The sequence below is a fragment of the Pseudomonas mosselii genome, assembly GCF_019823065.1.
GTDB classification, from domain to species: Bacteria; Pseudomonadota; Gammaproteobacteria; order Pseudomonadales; family Pseudomonadaceae; genus Aquipseudomonas; species Aquipseudomonas mosselii.
The window spans coordinates 5,368,539-5,385,997 of the sequence record NZ_CP081966.1 but is presented as its reverse complement, the minus strand read 5'-3'; the positions used below and the strand labels follow the sequence as shown (position 1 = coordinate 5,385,997).

General features: G+C 64.8%; 18 protein-coding genes and 1 tRNA gene. 6 read left to right on the top strand and 13 right to left on the bottom strand.

Annotated elements, in window-relative coordinates; genetic code table 11:
• Positions 1–5 precede the first annotated feature (5 nt).
• Positions 6–1,505 carry a purine-cytosine permease family protein gene (locus tag K5H97_RS25055; RefSeq protein ID WP_028691155.1) on the bottom strand — a complete coding sequence of 500 codons (1,500 nt, stop codon included), beginning with the start codon at positions 1,503–1,505 and terminating at the stop codon, positions 6–8.
• Positions 1,506–1,592: 87 nt separating this feature from the next.
• Complete coding sequence (locus K5H97_RS25050) at positions 1,593–1,982, bottom strand: YybH family protein (RefSeq protein WP_028691154.1); 390 nt, start codon at positions 1,980–1,982, stop codon at positions 1,593–1,595.
• A gap of 327 nt (positions 1,983–2,309) precedes the next feature.
• On the opposite strand from K5H97_RS25050, the gene ycaC reads away from it, so the two are divergent.
• Entirely contained in the window at positions 2,310–2,930 is a 621-nt protein-coding gene (gene ycaC / locus K5H97_RS25045; RefSeq protein ID WP_028691153.1) for an isochorismate family cysteine hydrolase YcaC, read from the top strand.
• 24 nt (positions 2,931–2,954) lie between these two features.
• Here ycaC and K5H97_RS25040 read toward each other — a convergent pair whose 3' ends face one another.
• The 10 genes from K5H97_RS25040 to K5H97_RS24995 form a co-directional block, all read right to left on the bottom strand.
• Positions 2,955–4,115 (bottom strand): MFS transporter, encoded by a 1,161-nt coding sequence (locus K5H97_RS25040; RefSeq protein WP_028691152.1) that lies wholly within the window; start codon positions 4,113–4,115, stop codon positions 2,955–2,957.
• 147 nt (positions 4,116–4,262) lie between these two features.
• Positions 4,263–4,559, bottom strand: a complete 297-nt coding sequence (locus K5H97_RS25035; RefSeq protein WP_028691151.1) for a cupin domain-containing protein — start codon at positions 4,557–4,559, stop codon at positions 4,263–4,265.
• 154 nt (positions 4,560–4,713) lie between these two features.
• Positions 4,714–5,814: a redox-regulated ATPase YchF gene (gene ychF, locus K5H97_RS25030; protein WP_028691150.1), complete on the bottom strand. Its 1,101-nt coding sequence runs from the start codon at positions 5,812–5,814 to the stop codon at positions 4,714–4,716.
• Positions 5,815–5,837: 23 nt separating this feature from the next.
• Positions 5,838–6,422 carry an aminoacyl-tRNA hydrolase gene (pth, locus tag K5H97_RS25025; protein WP_023629555.1) on the bottom strand — a complete coding sequence of 195 codons (585 nt, stop codon included), beginning with the start codon at positions 6,420–6,422 and terminating at the stop codon, positions 5,838–5,840.
• 79 nt (positions 6,423–6,501) lie between these two features.
• Complete coding sequence (locus K5H97_RS25020) at positions 6,502–7,098, bottom strand: 50S ribosomal protein L25/general stress protein Ctc (RefSeq protein WP_028691149.1); 597 nt, start codon at positions 7,096–7,098, stop codon at positions 6,502–6,504.
• 123 nt (positions 7,099–7,221) lie between these two features.
• The gene (locus K5H97_RS25015) at positions 7,222–8,163 is read right to left on the bottom strand and encodes a ribose-phosphate pyrophosphokinase (protein ID WP_016391678.1); all 942 of its coding nucleotides are present in this window, start codon (positions 8,161–8,163) and stop codon (positions 7,222–7,224) included.
• Between the two features lie 45 nt (positions 8,164–8,208).
• Positions 8,209–8,283: transfer RNA gene (locus K5H97_RS25010), tRNA-Gln, on the bottom strand.
• Positions 8,284–8,303: 20 nt separating this feature from the next.
• On the bottom strand, positions 8,304–9,164 hold the full coding sequence (gene ispE, locus K5H97_RS25005; RefSeq protein WP_028691148.1) for a 4-(cytidine 5'-diphospho)-2-C-methyl-D-erythritol kinase: 861 nt from the start codon (positions 9,162–9,164) through the stop codon (positions 8,304–8,306).
• 4 nt (positions 9,165–9,168) lie between these two features.
• Positions 9,169–9,786: a lipoprotein insertase outer membrane protein LolB gene (gene lolB, locus K5H97_RS25000; RefSeq protein WP_028691147.1), complete on the bottom strand. Its 618-nt coding sequence runs from the start codon at positions 9,784–9,786 to the stop codon at positions 9,169–9,171.
• 3 nt (positions 9,787–9,789) lie between these two features.
• Entirely contained in the window at positions 9,790–11,511 is a 1,722-nt protein-coding gene (locus K5H97_RS24995) for a tetratricopeptide repeat protein (protein WP_028691146.1), read from the bottom strand.
• 529 nt (positions 11,512–12,040) lie between these two features.
• Between K5H97_RS24995 and hemA the strand changes: the two genes are divergently transcribed.
• The 5 genes from hemA to murI are packed head-to-tail and all read left to right on the top strand — an operon-like array spanning position 12,041 to position 16,767.
• A complete protein-coding gene (gene hemA / locus K5H97_RS24990; RefSeq protein WP_028691145.1) occupies positions 12,041–13,318 on the top strand; it encodes a glutamyl-tRNA reductase in 1,278 nt (425 codons plus the stop codon).
• Positions 13,315–14,397, top strand: a complete 1,083-nt coding sequence (prfA, locus tag K5H97_RS24985) for a peptide chain release factor 1 (RefSeq protein ID WP_028691144.1) — start codon at positions 13,315–13,317, stop codon at positions 14,395–14,397. Before hemA ends, prfA begins: the two co-directional genes overlap by 4 nt.
• A complete protein-coding gene (gene prmC, locus K5H97_RS24980) occupies positions 14,398–15,228 on the top strand; it encodes a peptide chain release factor N(5)-glutamine methyltransferase (protein ID WP_028691143.1) in 831 nt (276 codons plus the stop codon).
• Complete coding sequence (locus K5H97_RS24975; protein ID WP_028691142.1) at positions 15,222–15,977, top strand: molybdopterin-synthase adenylyltransferase MoeB; 756 nt, start codon at positions 15,222–15,224, stop codon at positions 15,975–15,977. The genes prmC and K5H97_RS24975 overlap by 7 nt, the downstream gene beginning before the upstream one ends.
• On the top strand, positions 15,970–16,767 hold the full coding sequence (gene murI / locus K5H97_RS24970; RefSeq protein WP_028691141.1) for a glutamate racemase: 798 nt from the start codon (positions 15,970–15,972) through the stop codon (positions 16,765–16,767). The genes K5H97_RS24975 and murI overlap by 8 nt, the downstream gene beginning before the upstream one ends.
• Before the next feature lie 9 nt (positions 16,768–16,776).
• Here the strand turns inward: murI and K5H97_RS24965 are convergent, their stop codons facing one another.
• Positions 16,777–17,457, bottom strand: a complete 681-nt coding sequence (locus tag K5H97_RS24965) for an SDR family NAD(P)-dependent oxidoreductase (RefSeq protein ID WP_028691140.1) — start codon at positions 17,455–17,457, stop codon at positions 16,777–16,779.
• Positions 17,458–17,459 lie beyond the last annotated feature (2 nt).

The following is a 17,459-nucleotide window of genomic DNA, read 5'->3' as shown; positions in this document are numbered from 1 at the left end:
TCCGGTCAGGCCATTTCGGCGGTGGTCACAGGCTTTACGGGTGTGCTTTTGCAGCGCACCCAGCGCGGGCCTTGTGGGCCATACACGCCAGCGGGTTCAGGGAACAGGTTGAGCAGGATCAGGTACAGCACGGCGGCGATGCCGAGGGTCACCGGCAGGCTCAGGTCGATGCCGCCGGCCAGCTCGCCCAGCGGGCCGACGAACTGCCCCGGCAGGTTGACGAAGCACAGGCCGACCACAGCGCTGGGGATCCACGCGCCCATGCCGCGCCAGTTCCAGCCGTGGTCGAACCAGTAGTGGCCGCCCTGCTGGCCGCGGGTGAACACCTGCAGGTCGTCGGCGTGGTAGAAGCCGCGGCGGGTGATCAGGCCGAGGATCATGATCACCATCCAGGGGCTTGTGCAGGTGATGATCAGCACGGCGAAGGTCGACACGCTCTGCACCAGGTTGAAGGTGAAACGGCCGACGAAGATGAAACCGATGGCCAGCACGCCGATCAGCAGGGTGGCGGCGGCGCGGCTGAGCAGGCGCGGGAACACGCTGGACATGTCCAGGCCGGTGCCGTACAGCGCCGTGGTGCCGGTGGACATGCCGCCGATCACCGCGATCAGGCACACCGGCAGGAAGAACCAGCCCGGCGAGATCGCCAGCAGGCCGCCGACGTAGTTGTTGGCGGCGATGTAGTCCGGTGCCTGGCTGGCCACCAGGGTGGCGGTGCACAGGCCGAACAGGAACGGAATCAGCGTGGCGGCCTGGGCGAGGATCACTGCCAGCATGATGCGCGACTTGGCGGTCTCGCGCGGGATATAGCGCGACCAGTCGCCAAGGAAGGCGCCGAACGACACCGGGTTGCTCATGGCCAGGATCGCCGCGCCGACGAACGCCGCCCAGAAACCGGCCTGGCCGAGGTTGACGCTGCCGGCGTAGCCCGCGTCGAAGGGCCCGGCGAAGGCGAAGATGCCCAGCAGGAACAGCAGGCTCGAGGCCCACACCGCGATCTTGTTGACCCAAAGCATGAAACGAAAACCAAAGATGCACACCACCAGCACCAGCACCGCGAACAGGCCGTAGGCCAGGCCCAGGGTCAGGTCGGTTTCCGGCAGGCCGACCAGGCGCTTGGCGCCGCCGACCAGGGCATCGCCCGAGCTCCACACCGACAGCGAGAAGAACGCCACGGCGGTCAGCAGCGACAGGAACGAGCCGACGATACGCCCGTGCACGCCGAAGTGGGCGCCGGACGATACCGCGTTGTTGGTGCCGTTGAGCGCGCCGAACAGGCCCATCGGCGCAAGGATCAACGCGCCCACGCCGACGCCGAGCAAAATCGCCCAGACGCCGGCCTGGAACGACAGCCCGAACAGCACGGGGAAGCTGCCCAGCACGGCGGTGGCGAAGGTGTTGGCGCCGCCGAAGATCAGGCGGAACAGGTCCAGCGGGGAGGCGTCGCGTTGATCGTCGGGGATCTGTTCGACGCCATTGGTCTCGATACCGGTCGAGTGGCTCATGGTGATGCTCCAGCGCGAATGTTGTCGGCCGTCGGGCGGCCTTGTTGTGGGTGCGATGGCAGTGCGGCAGGGCCGCTTGAAAGGGAATCAGGCCGGCGAGATGACCGACAAGTGTTCGTGACAGGCCAGCCAGCGTTCGCCGTGCAGCCGAAAGACGATGGTCTCGCGCTCGTTCAGGTCTAAGGTTTCGCCGGCGACGCGCAGGCGCGTAGCCACATCGTGCATGAAGACCGCCACGTCGCCCTGCAGGCTCACCTGCGCGTTGCTCGACTCGCAACCGAGCACGACGAATCCGTCCGCCTGCCAGCTGGCCCAGAGATCTTCATAGGCGCGGCGTGACAGCAGCGGTTGCGGCACGGTGTGGAAGAGAAAGGTGGCATCTTCGCTGAAGCAGGCGAAGTAGCGGGCGGTATCGTTGCTGGCGAAGGCGGCGACGAGGTCGGCGGCGGCCTGCCGTACCTGGAGTGTCTGGTCCACGGGAGTGGCCTCACGGTTTATTGTGATTGTTGGTGAAGCGATTCTGGTGGCGGTGGGCGGTGGGAAAAATCGCTGTGGGCAAATAATCAGTTCAGGAAATCGTGAACCAATGGCTGGCGAGAACCCTCCGTAGGAGCGGCTTCAGCCGCGATGCGGACACCACGGAGCCTGGCATCCGTTTCGCGGATGATCGCGGCTGAAGCCGCTCCTACAGCCAGCTCCACGGAACACGTTTGGTTCAATGAAGTTCAAGCGACTGACGGTCGGCCCTGCACGCCATGTTTGCCTACGCTGAAACTCCCTACCTTTGAAGCAAGGAGTTCAGCCATGGCTTTCCACTACAACCGCCTGGACAAGAACAACGCCGCAGTACTGCTGGTCGACCACCAGACCGGCCTGCTGTCGCTGGTGCGCGATATCGACCCCGACCGCTTCAAGAACAACGTGCTGGCGCTTTCCGACCTCGCCAGGTATTTCAAGCTGCCCACCATCCTCACCACCAGTTTCGAAACCGGCCCCAACGGCCCTCTGGTGCCCGAGCTCAAGGAGCAATTCCCCGACGCGCCCTACATTGCCCGCCCCGGCAACATCAATGCCTGGGACAACGAAGACTTCGTCAAGGCGGTGAAGGCCACCGGCAAGAAGCAACTGATCATCGCCGGGGTGGTCACCGAGGTTTGCGTGGCCTTCCCGGCGCTGTCGGCGCTGGAGGAGGGTTTCGATGTATTCGTCGTCACCGACGCCTCCGGCACCTTCAACGAGTTGACCCGCGACTCGGCCTGGCGGCGCATGGAGGCCGCGGGCGCGCAACTGATGACCTGGTTCGGCGTGGCATGCGAGCTGCACCGCGATTGGCGCAATGACATCGAGGGGCTGGGCACGCTGTTCTCCAACCACATCCCCGATTATCGCAACCTGATGACCAGCTACAGCAAGTTGGCCAAGTAGCGCTTTCACTGGTGCGGTGAGCGATTACCGCGCCAGTTTCAATATGCCATTCGCAGGTGTCGCGGACCAGATCGCCAACCCCGCTGCCAGAGCGGTCAATAATGCCCCGGCCCAAGGCGTGGCTTCCAGTGCCGAGCCTGTGATCACCACGCCACCGATGGCCGAGCCCAATCCGACGCCTAGGTGCATGGCCGACATGTTCAGGCTCATGCCCGCCGGGAAGGTATCCTCGCCGCGCCTGGCCAGGTAGCTCTGCACCACTGGCGAGGTGGTCCAGCTCAGCCCGCCCCAGAGCATCATCGCCGGCAGGAACAGCCACGGCGTGCCCGCGCTAAGCGGTAGCATCAGCAGGCTGGCGAGGTACAACAGAGGCGCCAGCAGGATTGCCTTGGCCACACCCAACCGATCGGCCATCCAGCCACCGACATAGCCGCCCGAGACACCGGCAATGCCGAATGCCGCGAACACCGCTGCCAGCCATTGCGGCGGTACATGGGCGACCTGCTGGGCGTAAGGCGCGAGGTAGGCGAACACAGTGAAGTGCCCGGCGATCATCAACAGCGATACCCCCTGCGCGGCCGTGAGGCGGCTATCGCGCAGGTGGCGCACGTAGCTGGCCAGGGCGATGCGTTCGGTGCTCTGCAGCGTCGGCAGCCCGCGCCAGGCCATCAGCAGCACCGCTACCGTCAAGGCACTAAGGCCGAGGAACACGCCGCGCCAGCCCAGGGCGTCGCACAGCAGCATGCCGGCCGGCACACCCAGTATCAGCGAGCTGCAGATACCCATGAAGATCACCCCGATGGCGCGCCCGCGCAGGGCTTCGGGCGCCATGCGCGTGGCCATCAGTGTGCACGTCAGGCAGGTCAGCGCGCTGGTTGTGGCCATGCCGATACGGGCGATCAACAGCGCGGTGTAACCGGGCGCCCAGGCCGCGAGCAGGTTGCACAGGGCGAACAAAGCCAACGTGGCGCACAGCAGGCCACGCAACGGCAAGCGTGTGGTGAGCAGGGGAGAGAAGGGCGCGACGAGGGCGAAGCTCAGGGAGAAGACGGTGGTCAGTTGCCCGGCCACGCCGAGCGGAACGTCCAGGCCATCGGCCAGGGCCGGCAGGATGCCGACCGTGATGTTTTCCGCCATGCCCGTGGCGAATGTCGCCAGGGCCAGCAGCCAGATACGCGGGCTCATGTGTTGCCTCCGATAAACGGGCCGGCCAAGGTCCGGACCCATTTGTCCCGACGGTTGACCGGCAGTGGTCAGGTCCATCGGGTTTCGAGGCAGTGCTTCGGTTATCCCGGTTCACGCAGGTGTAGGAGCGGCCTGCGTGAGGCCATGTTATTTCAACTCGGTCTCGATGAACACGATCTCGTGATCGCTGGCATTGACCACGTTGTGTTCCACGCCGGCTTTGCGGAAGTAGCTCTGGCCTGCCACCAGGGGGGCGTGTTTGTCACCCTCCGGGGTTTCCAGCAACAAGGTGCCGTCGGTCATCGGTACCACCACGTAATCGAGGCCGTGGCGATGCTGGCCGGTCTCGGCGCCGGGGGCGAAGCGCCATTCGGTGACGATCACTTCGTCGGTATTCACCTGCACGGTGGGGACTGCCTTGGGGCGTTGGGTCTGCTGCGTCATGGAGTAGGCCTGTTCACGGAAAAGCGTCCAGCCTGGGCTGCTTGCGCGGTGGGTTAAATCCAAGTCTGCTGGCAGTCAGTCGTGAGGACACTCAACTTTTCCGCCCAGCAGGCGAAAAAAACCCGCCGAAGCGGGTTTTTTCAGGAGCGGTGCATCAGACGTTGAAGCGGAAGTGCATCACGTCACCGTCCTTGACGATGTAGTCCTTGCCTTCAAGGCGCCATTTGCCGGCTTCCTTGGCGCCGCCCTCACCCTTGAACTGGATGAAGTCGTCGTAGGCCACCACTTCGGCACGGATGAAGCCTTTCTCGAAGTCGGTGTGGATCACGCCGGCCGCCTGTGGGGCGGTAGCGCCCACGCGTACGGTCCAGGCACGCACTTCCTGCACGCCTGCGGTGAAGTAGGTCTGCAGGTTGAGCAACTCGTAACCGGCGCGGATCACGCGGTTCAGGCCAGGCTCTTCCAGGCCCAGGGCCTCGAGGAACATGTCTTTCTCTTCACCGTCGTCCAGCTCGGCGATCTCGGCTTCGATCTTGTTGCACACCGGCACCACCACCGCGCCTTCTTCCTCGGCAATGGCCTTGACCACATCCAGGTGCGGGTTGTTGTCGAAGCCGTCTTCGGCGACGTTGGCGATGTACATGACCGGCTTGCTGGTCAGCAGGTGGAAGCCGCGGATCACCGCCTTGTCTTCGGCGCTCATGTTCTTCATCAGGCTGCGCGCAGGCTTGCCTTCGGTGAAGTGGGGGATGAGCTGCTCGAGGATGGCCTTCTGAGCCAGAGCTTCCTTGTCGCCGCCCTTGGCGTTGCGGGCGACCTTCTGCAGTTGCTTCTCGCAGCTGTCGAGGTCGGCGAAGATCAGTTCGAGGTCGATGATCTCGATGTCGCGCTTGGGGTCGACGCTGTTGGAGACGTGGATCACGTTCTCGTCTTCGAAGCAGCGCACCACGTGGGCGATAGCGTCGGTCTCGCGGATGTTGGCGAGGAACTTGTTGCCCAGGCCTTCACCCTTGGAGGCACCGGCGACCAGGCCGGCGATGTCGACGAACTCCATGGTGGTCGGCAGGATGCGGTTCGGCTTGACGATCTCGGCCAGCGCGTTGAGGCGCGCGTCGGGCATCGGCACGATGCCGCTGTTCGGCTCGATGGTGCAGAAGGGGAAGTTCTCCGCCGCGATGCCGGACTTGGTCAGGGCGTTGAACAGGGTGGACTTGCCGACGTTGGGCAGGCCGACGATGCCGCAATTGAAACCCATGGGAATTCCCCTTTCGTAAAGTGTCAGGCCTTCTGGCTGTGCAGTTCGCGCATGGCCTTGGCGAAGTCGCCGGCCAGCACGTCGGGCATCACGCCGAGGGCAAAATCGATGCTGGCGTCGAGCTTCTCCTGCTCGGCGCGTGGCGCCCGGCCCAGGACGAAGTTGGAGACCAGTTTGGCGTCGCCCGGGTGGCCGATGCCGAGCCGCAGGCGGTGGAAGTCGTTCTGGTTGCCGAGCTGCGCGATGATGTCGCGCAGGCCGTTGTGCCCACCGTGGCCGCCGCCTCTCTTGAGCTTGGCGACGCCGGGAGGCAGGTCGAGTTCGTCGTGGGCCACCAGGATCGCTTCCGGCTTGATGCGGAAGAAATTGGCCAGAGCCGCCACGGACTGGCCGCTACGGTTCATGTAGGTGGTGGGGATCAACAGGCGAACATCGTTGCCCTGATGGCTGAACTTAGCCGTCAGGCCGAAATACTTTTTGTCAGCGGACAGCGAAACGCGCTGGGCGCTGGCGAGGCGTTCAACGAAAAGAGCCCCTGCGTTATGCCGGGTCTGTTCGTATTCGGGGCCGGGGTTACCCAGGCCGACGATCAACTGGATGGCGGTCACGTCAGGGGCTCTTCCTTGGAGTTGGTGGGTTACGGTGCGCGCGGCACTGTAACCCGATCAACGCCGGCGTGCGAGTGGATTACTCGGCAGCGCCTTCAGCAGCTTCAGCGGCAACGCGCGGGGCGTGGACGTTGGCAACAGCTTTGTCATCACCGTGGGCCAGAGCAACGAACTCTACGCCTTTCGGAGCTTTCAGGTCCGACAGGTGGATGATGGTGCCGACTTCGGCCTTGGACAGGTCGACTTCGATGAACTCAGGCAGATCCTTGGCTTCGCAGGACACTTCGATCTCGGAAACGACGTGCGAGATCTCGCCGCCTTTCTTGATCGGGGCTTCTTCACCGACGAAGTGAACTGGAACCTTGGCGGTCAGCTTCTGGCCAGCAACGACGCGAACGAAGTCGGCGTGCATGATGAAGCCTTTGGCCGGGTGACGCTGCATGGCCTTGACCACGACGTTCTGCTTGGCGCCGTCGACGTTCAGTTCGATCACGTGGCTGAAGGCAGCTTCGTTTTCGAACAGCTTGGCAATTTCCTTGGCCACGATGGTCAGGGATTGGGCTTCTTTATTGCCACCGTAGACAACGGCAGGGATGCTGGCGGAGTGACGCAGGCGGCGGCTCGCACCTTTCCCCAGGTCAGTACGCGCTTGGGCGTTCAGGATGAAGTCAGTCATTTTGTTTCTCCAAATTAGCCTCCCGAAAGGCGTTTGCGACCAGCGCCAGACGGGGATGGCAAAAAAGCCCCGCCCCAACAACCAGTGTTGGGGCGGGGCGCTTTTCGTCAGCGAGTGATCCGCTTAGCGGAACATCGCGCTGATCGATTCTTCGTTGCTGATGCGGCGTACCGCTTCAGCAACAACCGGTGCGATATCCAGCTGGCGGATACGGTCACAGGCTTGAGCAGCGGCGGACAGCGGCACGGTGTTGGTCACCACCAGCTCGTCCAGTACCGACTTCTCGATGTTCTCGATCGCGCGGCCCGACAGGACAGGGTGCGTGCAGTAGGCGTAGACCTTGGCGGCACCGTGTTCTTTCAGGGCCTTGGCCGCATGGCACAGGGTGCCGGCGGTGTCGACCATGTCGTCTACCAGGATGCACGTGCGTCCTTCGACGTCGCCGATGATGTGCATCACCTCGGAGTGGTTAGCCTTTTCGCGGCGCTTGTCGATGATCCCGAGATCGACACCCAGGGACTTGGCGACGGCGCGAGCACGCACCACACCACCGATGTCCGGGGAAACGATCATCAGGTTCTCGAAACGCTGGTCTTCGATGTCGTCGACCAGTACGGGCGAGCCGTAGATGTTGTCGACGGGGATATCGAAGAAACCCTGGATCTGGTCAGCGTGCAGGTCGACGGTGAGTACACGGTCGATACCCACGACAGTGAGCATGTCAGCGACGACTTTGGCGCTGATGGCTACACGTGCCGAACGCGGACGGCGGTCCTGGCGGGCGTATCCGAAGTAGGGAATCACGGCGGTGATTCGCGACGCTGAGGAGCGGCGGAAGGCATCTGCCATCACGACCAGTTCCATCAGATTGTCGTTGGTTGGAGCACAGGTGGGCTGAATGATGAAGACGTCTTTACCGCGGACATTTTCATTGATTTCAGCACTGATTTCGCCATCGGAGAATTTACCGACAGAAACATCACCCAGTGGAATATGCAGCTGACGTACAACACGCCGAGCCAGATCGGGGTTGGCATTCCCCGTGAAGACCATCATCTTGGACACGCGCAGTACCTGAAGGCTGAGGGTAACCTGGATGAGTATAAGAAATGGCAGGGGCGGCTGGATTCGAACCAACGCATGGCAGGATCAAAACCTGCTGCCTTACCGCTTGGCGACGCCCCTGTATCTGTTGCTGCGAATTCTTATGAACTCGACTTCTTGATCAGAACTTGCAGCTTGCGATGCAACATCGAAACATTGCTTCCTTTCGCCACAAACCCTGTTTGGGTCTCTGAAAGAAGGGCCAGAACTTTATCAGCTTCGGCTTTGCTTGGGAAGGCCCCAAACACACAACTTCCAGTGCCGGTCATTCGTGCTTCGGTGAATTTACCCAGTGAAATCAGCGCATTGCGAACTTCAGGATACCGTTGCTCTACTACCGGTTGGCAGTCATTTCGACTGTTTCCCTCGGGAACGGGGCGCATCTTAAGGGGGAGGGAATCACGTGTCAACTCCGGATGCGAAAAAATTTCCGCTGTGCTGACAGACACTTGCGGCACCAGCACGACATACCAGGGTTCCTCGGGGTCGACCGGGGTCAGTTGCTCGCCAACACCCTGGGCGAAGGCCGCGTGGCCCCGGACAAACACCGGCACATCGGCGCCGAGCGACAGGCCCAGGCTGGCCAGGCGGTCTTCGTCCCAGTCCAGCTGCCACAGGTGCGCGAGCGCCAGCAGGGTGGTAGCAGCGTCCGAGCTGCCGCCACCGATGCCGCCGCCCATGGGCAACACCTTGTGTAGCCAGATGTCAGCGCCGAGCGGCGTGCCGGACTGTGCCTGCAGCAGGCGCGCGGCGCGGACGATCAGGTTGCTGTCGTGGGGCACTCCTTCCATTTCAGTCTGCAGGCGGATCTGGCCGTCCTCGCGCAGGGCGAAGCTCAGCTCGTCGCCGTGCTCGAGGAACTGGAACACGGTTTCCAGCTCGTGGTAGCCGTCGGCGCGGCGGCCGGTGATGTGCAGCCAGAGGTTGAGCTTGGCCGGGGCGGGCAGGGTCAGCTTGTTCATAGGTTCAATGCCCCAGCTGGCGTGGCTGCCAGTCCTTGACCACCAGGGTCACGTCGATGTTCTCGCCGTGCAGCTTGAGGCGCTCGGGCAGCCAGTAGCCGTTCTGCTCCACATAGCTCAGGTACTCGACCTGCCAGCCATCCTGGTGAAGGCTGGCCAGGCGGCTGTCGCCGTCGAGAGTCAGCTGGCTCTTGCTGTCCGGGGCGGGCAGGCCGCGTACCCACCAGACCAGGTGCGATACCGGCAGGCGCCAGCCCAGTTGTTCCTCCAGCAGCGCCTCGGGGTTGGCGGCCTCGTAGCGGCCCTGGTTGGCCACTTCCAGCACAACGCCTCCGGGGCGCCCGGTCAGGCGCGCCGCGCCGCGGCCCAAGGGGCCGGCCAGGCGGATGTCGTAGTAGTCCTGGCGTTGCAGCCAGAACAGCGTGCCGCTGCCGGAGTCGCGCGGGGCGCGGATGCCGACCTTGCCATTGATCTGCCAGCCGTCGAGGCTGCCGAGCTGCTGTTTGTGCTCGCGCCACAGCTGCGGGTTGCCCTGGCCCTGTACGGCTTCCTTGCTGCCGAAGCCGGCGCAACCGGCGAGCAGGGCGATAAGGGTGAAGGTGATGCAATGACGCAGGAACATGGTTTAAAGGCTCTCGGATCCGGTCAGGCGCAGCAAGGTCTTGCGCAGGATGGGGCTGTCGGCCTGGGCTTCGAAGCCCTTGGCCCAGACTTGGCGGGCTTCGCGGCGCTTGCCGTTGGCCCAGATGACTTCGCCCAGGTGGGCGGCGACTTCGTGGTCGGGGAAGCGCTCGAAGGCCAGGCGCAGCTGGCGTTCGGCTTCCTCGAGGTTGCCCATGCGATAGGCCACCCAGCCCAGGCTGTCGAGCACCGCGGGGTCGTCTGGGGTGAGCTGGTGCGCCTTGTCGATCAGCGCCTTGGCCTCGCTGTAGCGGGTGGTGCGGTCGGCCAGGGTGTAGCCCAGGGCGTTGAGGGCCATGGCGTTTTCTGGCTCGCGGGCCAGGATGGCGCGCAGGTCTTTCTCCATCTGCGCCAGGTCGTTGCGCTTCTCGGCGAGCATGGCGCGGGTGTAGAGCAGGTTGAGGTCGTCCGGGTAGCGCTTGATCGCTTGCTCCAGCACTTGTCCGGCCTGGGCCTCCTTGCCGTTGTTGCCCAGGCTTTCGGCTTCGATCAGGTACAGCTGGATGGCGTAGTCCGGCTGGGCTTCGCGGGCTTCGGCGAGTATCCGCGAGGCTTCGGCGCTGCGACCGTTGGCGATGAGGATATCGGCCTGGCGCAGTTGCGCTGGCAGGTAGTCCGGGCCGGGGCCGACCAGGGCGTATTCGCGCAGGGCGGCTGCCGGCTGGCTGCGTTCTTCGCGGATGCGGCCCAGGTTGAGGTGGGCGGCGTCGACGTTGGCGTCACGTTCGACCAGTTCCTGCAGGTAACCCTCGGCTTCGTCCCAGTGCTTGGTCTCCAGGCATACCAGGGCCATCGAGTAGCGGATCTCGTCGTCTTCGGGGTACTGCTGCAGCAGGCTCTCGAACTCGGCCTTGGCGTCGTCGATGCGGTCCTGCTCGACCAGGGTGCGGGCGTAGGTCAGGCGCAGGCGCTTGTCCTCGGGGTTGTCGCGGATCGCCCCACGCAGCAGCGGCAGGGCCTCTGGGCCACGGTCCAGGGCCTGCAGCAGGCGGGCGCGCAGCAGCACCGGGGCGATCTCGCCGTTCTGCGGCGGGTGGGCTTCGAGCAGGTCGAGGGCTTGTTGCGGCTTGTCGTCCTGATTGAGCAGCAGGGCCTTGCCGAACACCAGCTGGCCGTTGTCGGGGTATTTCACCAGCAGGCGGTCGAAGCTCTGCATCAGGCCATCACGGGTGTTCTGGTCGGTCTCGGCCGCCGCCAGGGCGAGGAAGTCGAAATGGGTGTCGCCCTGGCCCTGCAGTACCTTTTCCATGTAGGTCATGGATTCGTCGTAGCGTCCGGCGCGGGCCAGCTGGATGGCCGCGGCGCGCTGGGCGTCGAGATTCTGCGGATCGTTGCGGGCCCAGATTAGCGCGGAGTCCAGGGCCGGTTCGTCGGCGCCGAGGTATTCGGCGATGCGATAGGCACGCTCGGAGACGGCCGGGTCCTGGGTCTTTTCGGCCTGGTCGACGTAGTTGGCCAGGGCGATGTCGAAGCGGTTGCGCTGGCCGGCCAGCTCAGCCACCAGCAGGCTGTACAGGGTGTCTTGCTTGAACGATCCATACACCACGGGCTTTTCCGCGCTCTTGCCGGCATCGGTGGCGGGCGACTGGGCGTCCGTCTTCGGGGCCAGGCTCTGGCAGCCTTGAAGCAGGGCGAGGGCAAGCAGCAATGCGTAGGATTTGTTCATAGAGGCTTATTAAAGAGGCTAAACCGGCGGTCGGAGCATGATGACACAAGCGCGATGGCAAACCCACCTGCGAAGGTCGTGGTGTGAAGCGGTGCTTCGGAGTATAGGGACAATGCGCCGGGGCGGTGGTTCGCAACCAGCCCAAGGCATCCTGCCCTTGCCCTTGCCCTTGCCCTTGCCCTTGTTTTTGCTTCTGAGCGCGCGGTAGTTCAGGCAACGCCAATTGCGACTTCAGGAGGCCGAGCGGAGTTCTTGCGCAGCGCTTGATGGGCATCCATGCCCGTCACCTCCCTTCGCTAGGCCTGCGTTCGGCCTCCTGAAGTCGCGAAAGTACGGGCGGCGCCTGGACTGGCGCAGCTGTCGCTAGCTGGGTATGGCGCTAGACTCCAGATCGGCAACGGCAACGGCAGGGATGGGTGGCGGTGTGGAGCGATAGGCACGCCGCATCGCCACAATAGCGAACGGTGGTTGTTCTAAAACCTGCGAAGTAGGACAATTATCGGCTTCACGTCCCAACCAGCGACCTTGCATGGCCTTTCTTGCACTTGGTATCAACCATAAGACTGCCTCGGTAGACGTACGCGAGCGCGTGGCGTTTACGCCCGAGCAGCTGGTCGACGCCCTGCAGCAGCTCTGCCGACTGACCGCCAGCCGCGAGGCGGCGATCCTGTCCACCTGCAACCGCAGCGAACTCTATATAGAGCAGGACCACCTCGCCGCCGACACCGTGCTGCAATGGCTGGCCGACTACCACCAGCTGAGCCTCGACGAACTGCGTGCCAGCGCCTACGTCCATGAAGAGCACGATGCGGTTCGGCACATGATGCGCGTGGCCTCCGGCCTCGATTCGCTGGTACTCGGCGAACCGCAGATCCTCGGCCAGATGAAGTCAGCCTACGCCGTGGCCCGCGAGGCCGGCACCGTCGGGCCGCTGCTGGGGCGCCTGTTCCAGGCCACCTTCAGCGCCGCCAAGCAGGTGCGCACCGACACCGCCATCGGCGAAAACCCGGTCTCGGTGGCGTTCGCCGCGGTCAGTCTGGCCAAGCAGATCTTCTCCGACCTGGGCCGCAGCCAGGCGCTGCTGATCGGCGCCGGTGAGACCATCACCCTGGTCGCCCGTCACCTGCACGAGCAGGGCGTGCGTCGCATCGTCGTGGCCAACCGCACCCTCGAGCGCGCCAGCATTCTCGCCGAGCAGTTCGGCGCCCATGCCGTGCTGCTATCGGATATCCCGCAGGAACTGGCCAACAGCGACATCGTCATCAGTTCCACCGCCAGCCAGTTGCCGATTCTCGGCAAGGGCGCGGTGGAGAGCGCGCTGAAGCAGCGCCGGCACAAGCCGATCTTCATGGTCGACATCGCCGTGCCGCGTGACATCGAGCCGCAGGTGGGCGAGTTGGACGACGTCTACCTCTATACCGTCGACGACCTGCACGAAGTCGTCGCGGAAAACCTCAAGAGCCGCCAGGGCGCGGCCCAGGCCGCCGAAGAGCTGGTCTCGGCCGGTGCCGACGACTTCATGGTGCGCCTGCGCGAGCTGGCGGCGGTGGATGTGCTCAAGGCCTACCGCCAGCAGAGCGAGCGCCTGCGCGACGAAGAACTGCAAAAGGCCCTGCGCCTGCTCGGCAACGGCGGCAACCCCGAGGACGTGCTCATGCAGCTGGCCCGGGGCCTGACCAACAAGCTCCTGCACGCCCCCAGCGTGCAACTGAAAAAGCTCTCCGCCGAAGGCCGCCTCGATGCGCTGGCCATGGCCCAGGAACTCTTCGCCCTCCACGAGGGCTCGACGGACAAATCCCCGCAATGAAAGCGTCGCTGCTGAACAAACTGGACACGCTCCAGGATCGCTTCGAGGAACTCACCGCGCTGCTCGGTGACGCCGAAGTCATTTCCGACCAGACGCGTTTTCGCGCCTACTCCCGCGAGTACGCCGAAGTCGAGCCGGTGATCGCCTGCTATCAAGGCTGGCGCAAGGTCCAGGACGACCTCGAAGGCGCTCAGGCGCTGCTCAAGGACGCCGACCCCGACCTGCGCGAGATGGCGGTCGAAGAAGTGCGGGAGGCGAAAGAGCAACTGGTGGGCCTGGAGTCGCAACTACAGCGCATGCTGCTGCCCAAGGACCCCAACGACGGGCGCAACGTGTTCCTCGAGATCCGCGCCGGCACCGGCGGCGACGAGGCGGCGATCTTCTCCGGCGACCTGTTCCGCATGTACTCGCGCTACGCCGAGAAACGCGGCTGGCGCCTGGAGATCCTCTCCGAGAACGAGGGCGAGCACGGCGGCTACAAGGAGATCATCGCCCGGGTCGAAGGCGACAGCGTCTACGGCAAGCTCAAGTTCGAGTCCGGCGCGCACCGTGTGCAGCGAGTCCCGGAAACCGAATCGCAGGGCCGCATCCATACCTCCGCCTGCACCGTGGCGGTGCTGCCCGAACCAGATGAGCAGGTGGCGATCGAGATCAACCCGGCTGACCTGCGCGTGGACACCTATCGCGCCTCCGGCGCCGGCGGCCAGCACGTCAACAAGACCGACTCGGCGATCCGCATCACCCACTTGCCCACCGGCATCGTGGTCGAGTGCCAGGAAGAGCGTTCGCAGCACAAGAACCGTGCCCGCGCCATGTCCTGGCTGTCGGCCAAGCTGAACGACATGCAGACCAGCGCCGCGCAGAACGCCATCGCCAGCGAGCGCAAGCTGCTGGTGGGTTCGGGTGACCGCTCCGAGCGCATCCGCACCTACAACTATCCACAGGGCCGGGTCACCGACCACCGTATCAACCTTACGCTCTACTCCCTGGACGATATCCTCGCCGGTGGCGTGGAGGCCGTGATCGAGCCGTTGCTGGCCGAATACCAGGCCGATCAGCTGGCCGCCCTGGGGGATTGAATGACCATCATCGCCAGCCTGCTGCGTAACGCGCAGTTGCCGGACTCGCCGACCGAGCGGCTGGACGCCGAGTTGCTCCTGGCCGCGGCCCTGGGCAAGTCGCGCAGCTTCCTGCACACCTGGCCCGAGCGCATCGTCAGCAGCGAGGCGGCGCAGGTGTTCGCCGACTACCTCGAGCGGCGTCGCGCCGGTGAGCCGGTGGCCTATATCCTCGGCCAGCAGGGGTTCTGGAAACTGGATCTGGAAGTCGCGCCACACACGCTGATTCCGCGTCCGGACACCGAGCTGCTGGTGGAAACCGCCCTCGAACTCGTGCCGCCCACGCCTGCCCGGGTCCTCGACCTGGGCACCGGCACCGGGGCCATCGCCCTGGCCCTGGCCAGTGAGTGCCCGGCGTGGCAGGTCACGGCGGTGGACCGCATCGACGAGGCCGTGGCCTTGGCCGAGCGCAACCGCGAGCGCCTGGGCCTGGGCAATGTCCAGGTGCGCGCCAGCCACTGGTTCGATGCCCTTGTGGGTGAGCGTTTCGACATGATTCTCAGCAACCCGCCCTATATCCGCGCCGCCGATCCGCACCTGGTGGCTGGTGACGTGCGCTTCGAGCCCAGCAGTGCCCTGGTGGCCGGCGAAGACGGGCTGGACGACCTGCGGGTGATCGTCGCCCAGGCCCCGGCACACCTGCAGCCCGGTGGTTGGCTGCTGCTCGAGCACGGCTATGACCAGGCGCCTGCTGTACGCGACCTGTTGGCAGCGGCGGGCTTCATCGATGTCGCCAGCCGTGTCGACCTGGGCGGCCACGAACGTATCAGTCTGGGGCGCCTGTCATGCTGAGCGACCAGGAGCTGTTGCGCTACAGCCGGCAGATCCTGCTGTCGCAGGTGGATATCGATGGGCAGTTGCGCCTGAAACACGGCAAGGCCCTGGTCATCGGCCTCGGCGGGCTGGGCTCGCCGGTGGCGCTGTACCTTGCCGCGGCAGGTGTCGGCGGGCTGCATCTGGCCGATTTCGACACCGTCGACCTGACCAACCTGCAACGCCAGGTGATCCACGACAGCGACAGCGTCGGCATGAGCAAGGTCGATTCGGCCATCAGGCGTTTGCAGGCGATCAACCCGGAGATCAGCCTGGTCGCCCATCGTCGGGCACTGGATGAGGATTCGCTGGCCGCCGCAGTGGCGGCGGTCGATGTGGTGCTCGACTGCTCCGACAACTTCGGCACCCGCGAGGCGGTCAATGCTGCCTGCGTGGTTGCGGGCAAACCGTTGGTCAGCGGCGCGGCGATCCGCCTTGAGGGCCAGTTGTCGGTGTTCGACACCCGCCGCGACACCAGCCCCTGCTATCACTGCCTGTATGGCCATGGCAGCGAGGCCGAGCTGACCTGCAGCGAGGCCGGGGTAATCGGCCCGCTGGTGGGGCTGGTCGGCAGCCTGCAGGCACTGGAAGCGCTGAAGTTGCTGGCCGGTTTCGGCGAGCCGCTGATCGGCCGCCTGCTGCTGATCGACGCCCTGAGCACCCGCATGCGCGAATTGCGGGTCAAGCGCGACCCCGCCTGTGCCGTGTGTGGCAATCGCCATGGCTGAGCGTTCGGCGCCGGTGGGCGTGATGGACTCCGGCGTTGGCGGTTTGTCGGTGCTGGCCGAGATCCAGCGCCTGCTGCCCAACGAGTCGTTGCTCTATCTGGCCGACAGCGGCCATGTGCCCTATGGCGAGAAGTCGCCGGACTACATTCGCCAGCGCCTGCGACTAATCGCCGGTTTTTTCCATGAGCAGGGCGCCAAGGCGCTGGTCCTGGCCTGCAACACGGCTACGGTGGCGGCGGTGGCCGACCTGCGCGAGCTTTACCCGGACTGGCCGTTGGTGGGGATGGAGCCGGCGGTCAAGCCGGCGGCCGCGGCAACCCGTTCCGGCGTGGTCGGCGTGCTGGCCACCACCGGTACCCTGCAAAGCGCCAAGTTCGCTGCCTTGCTCGACCGCTTCGCCAATGACGTGCGGGTAATCACCCAACCTTGCCCTGGGCTGGTCGAGCGTATTGAGGCGGGGGACCTGGTCAGCGAGCAACTGCGCCAGTTGCTGTCGGGTTATGTGAAACCGTTGCTGGCGGCCGGCTGCGACACCCTGATCCTGGGTTGCACCCACTATCCGTTCCTACGGCCCATGCTGGCCGAGATGGTGCCGGCGGATGTGGCGATCATCGACACCGGCGCTGCCGTGGCGCGCCAACTGCAACGTCTGCTGGATGCTCGCGGGCTGCTCGGCGACGGGCCGGCGCAGCCGACGGCGTTCTGGAGCAGTGGCGAGCCAGGCAACCTGCAGAAAGTCCTGCCGCTGTTGTGGAACCAATCCGGCAGCGTGCAGCGCTTCCTGCCTTGAAGCCTGCAGTCAGCTGCTCTTCGGCAGTGGCCAGAGTTCGCCTGGGTTGAGCACCTCCAGTACCAGCTCGGGTTGGCGCTGATCCAGGCGTGCCAGCAACTCCTGCGCCGCGCTTTGCGCCGTCCAGGGCTCCGGAATGGCCTGCACCGAGCTCACCGGGTTTTTCAGCGATTGAGGCGCCACCACGGTCAGGTCGATGCCCAGCGCGTGCAAGGAGTTGCGTTGCTCGCTCAACCACTTCGGCAGGCTGTTGCCGCCACTGAGCGGCTGGTTCGGCTCGAACAGCTGCAACGCCGAGTAGCGACTGAGGATGGCCATGACCTGTGGTTTCTCGCCCTTGGCCAGCAGTGGCAGGGCGCCGGCCAGGCACTGCTGCGTGGCCAGCAGGTTGCTGCTGATGATCTGCTCGAACACCTCCCCATCCGCTACAGCATCTGGCAGGTAGTCGCAGGTGCCGGCGTTGATGATCAGGCTGTCGAGTGCGCCCCATTTCGCCAGAAGCCGTTGGCTCGCTTCCGGCAAGGGGGCGGGAAGGCGCAGCAGGCGTGCGCCGTGCTGTTGGCCCAGTGTGTCCAGTTCCTGGCTATCCCTGCCACTGGCGGCAACCTGATGCCCCGATGCGAGCAACTGTCCCACCAACGCCAGCCCAACTCCGTGGCTGGCTCCTGTGACCCAGAAACGACGTGTCATGC

What these genes read in the sequence shown, in the direction of transcription:
- K5H97_RS25055 (WP_028691155.1), bottom strand. Translation starts at nt 1,505, where the DNA reads ATGAGCCACTCGACCGGTATCGAGACCAATGGCGTCGAACAGATCCCC.
- ycaC (WP_028691153.1), top strand. Translation starts at nt 2,310, where the DNA reads ATGGCTTTCCACTACAACCGCCTGGACAAGAACAACGCCGCAGTACTG.
- K5H97_RS25040 (WP_028691152.1), bottom strand. Translation starts at nt 4,115, where the DNA reads ATGAGCCCGCGTATCTGGCTGCTGGCCCTGGCGACATTCGCCACGGGC.
- K5H97_RS25035 (WP_028691151.1), bottom strand. Translation starts at nt 4,559, where the DNA reads ATGACGCAGCAGACCCAACGCCCCAAGGCAGTCCCCACCGTGCAGGTG.
- ychF (WP_028691150.1), bottom strand. Translation starts at nt 5,814, where the DNA reads ATGGGTTTCAATTGCGGCATCGTCGGCCTGCCCAACGTCGGCAAGTCC.
- K5H97_RS25020 (WP_028691149.1), bottom strand. Translation starts at nt 7,098, where the DNA reads ATGACTGACTTCATCCTGAACGCCCAAGCGCGTACTGACCTGGGGAAA.
- ispE (WP_028691148.1), bottom strand. Translation starts at nt 9,164, where the DNA reads ATGAACAAGCTGACCCTGCCCGCCCCGGCCAAGCTCAACCTCTGGCTG.
- lolB (WP_028691147.1), bottom strand. Translation starts at nt 9,786, where the DNA reads ATGTTCCTGCGTCATTGCATCACCTTCACCCTTATCGCCCTGCTCGCC.
- K5H97_RS24995 (WP_028691146.1), bottom strand. Translation starts at nt 11,511, where the DNA reads ATGAACAAATCCTACGCATTGCTGCTTGCCCTCGCCCTGCTTCAAGGC.
- hemA (WP_028691145.1), top strand. Translation starts at nt 12,041, where the DNA reads ATGGCCTTTCTTGCACTTGGTATCAACCATAAGACTGCCTCGGTAGAC.
- prfA (WP_028691144.1), top strand. Translation starts at nt 13,315, where the DNA reads ATGAAAGCGTCGCTGCTGAACAAACTGGACACGCTCCAGGATCGCTTC.
- prmC (WP_028691143.1), top strand. Translation starts at nt 14,398, where the DNA reads ATGACCATCATCGCCAGCCTGCTGCGTAACGCGCAGTTGCCGGACTCG.
- K5H97_RS24975 (WP_028691142.1), top strand. Translation starts at nt 15,222, where the DNA reads ATGCTGAGCGACCAGGAGCTGTTGCGCTACAGCCGGCAGATCCTGCTG.
- murI (WP_028691141.1), top strand. Translation starts at nt 15,970, where the DNA reads ATGGCTGAGCGTTCGGCGCCGGTGGGCGTGATGGACTCCGGCGTTGGC.
- K5H97_RS24965 (WP_028691140.1), bottom strand. Translation starts at nt 17,457, where the DNA reads ATGACACGTCGTTTCTGGGTCACAGGAGCCAGCCACGGAGTTGGGCTG.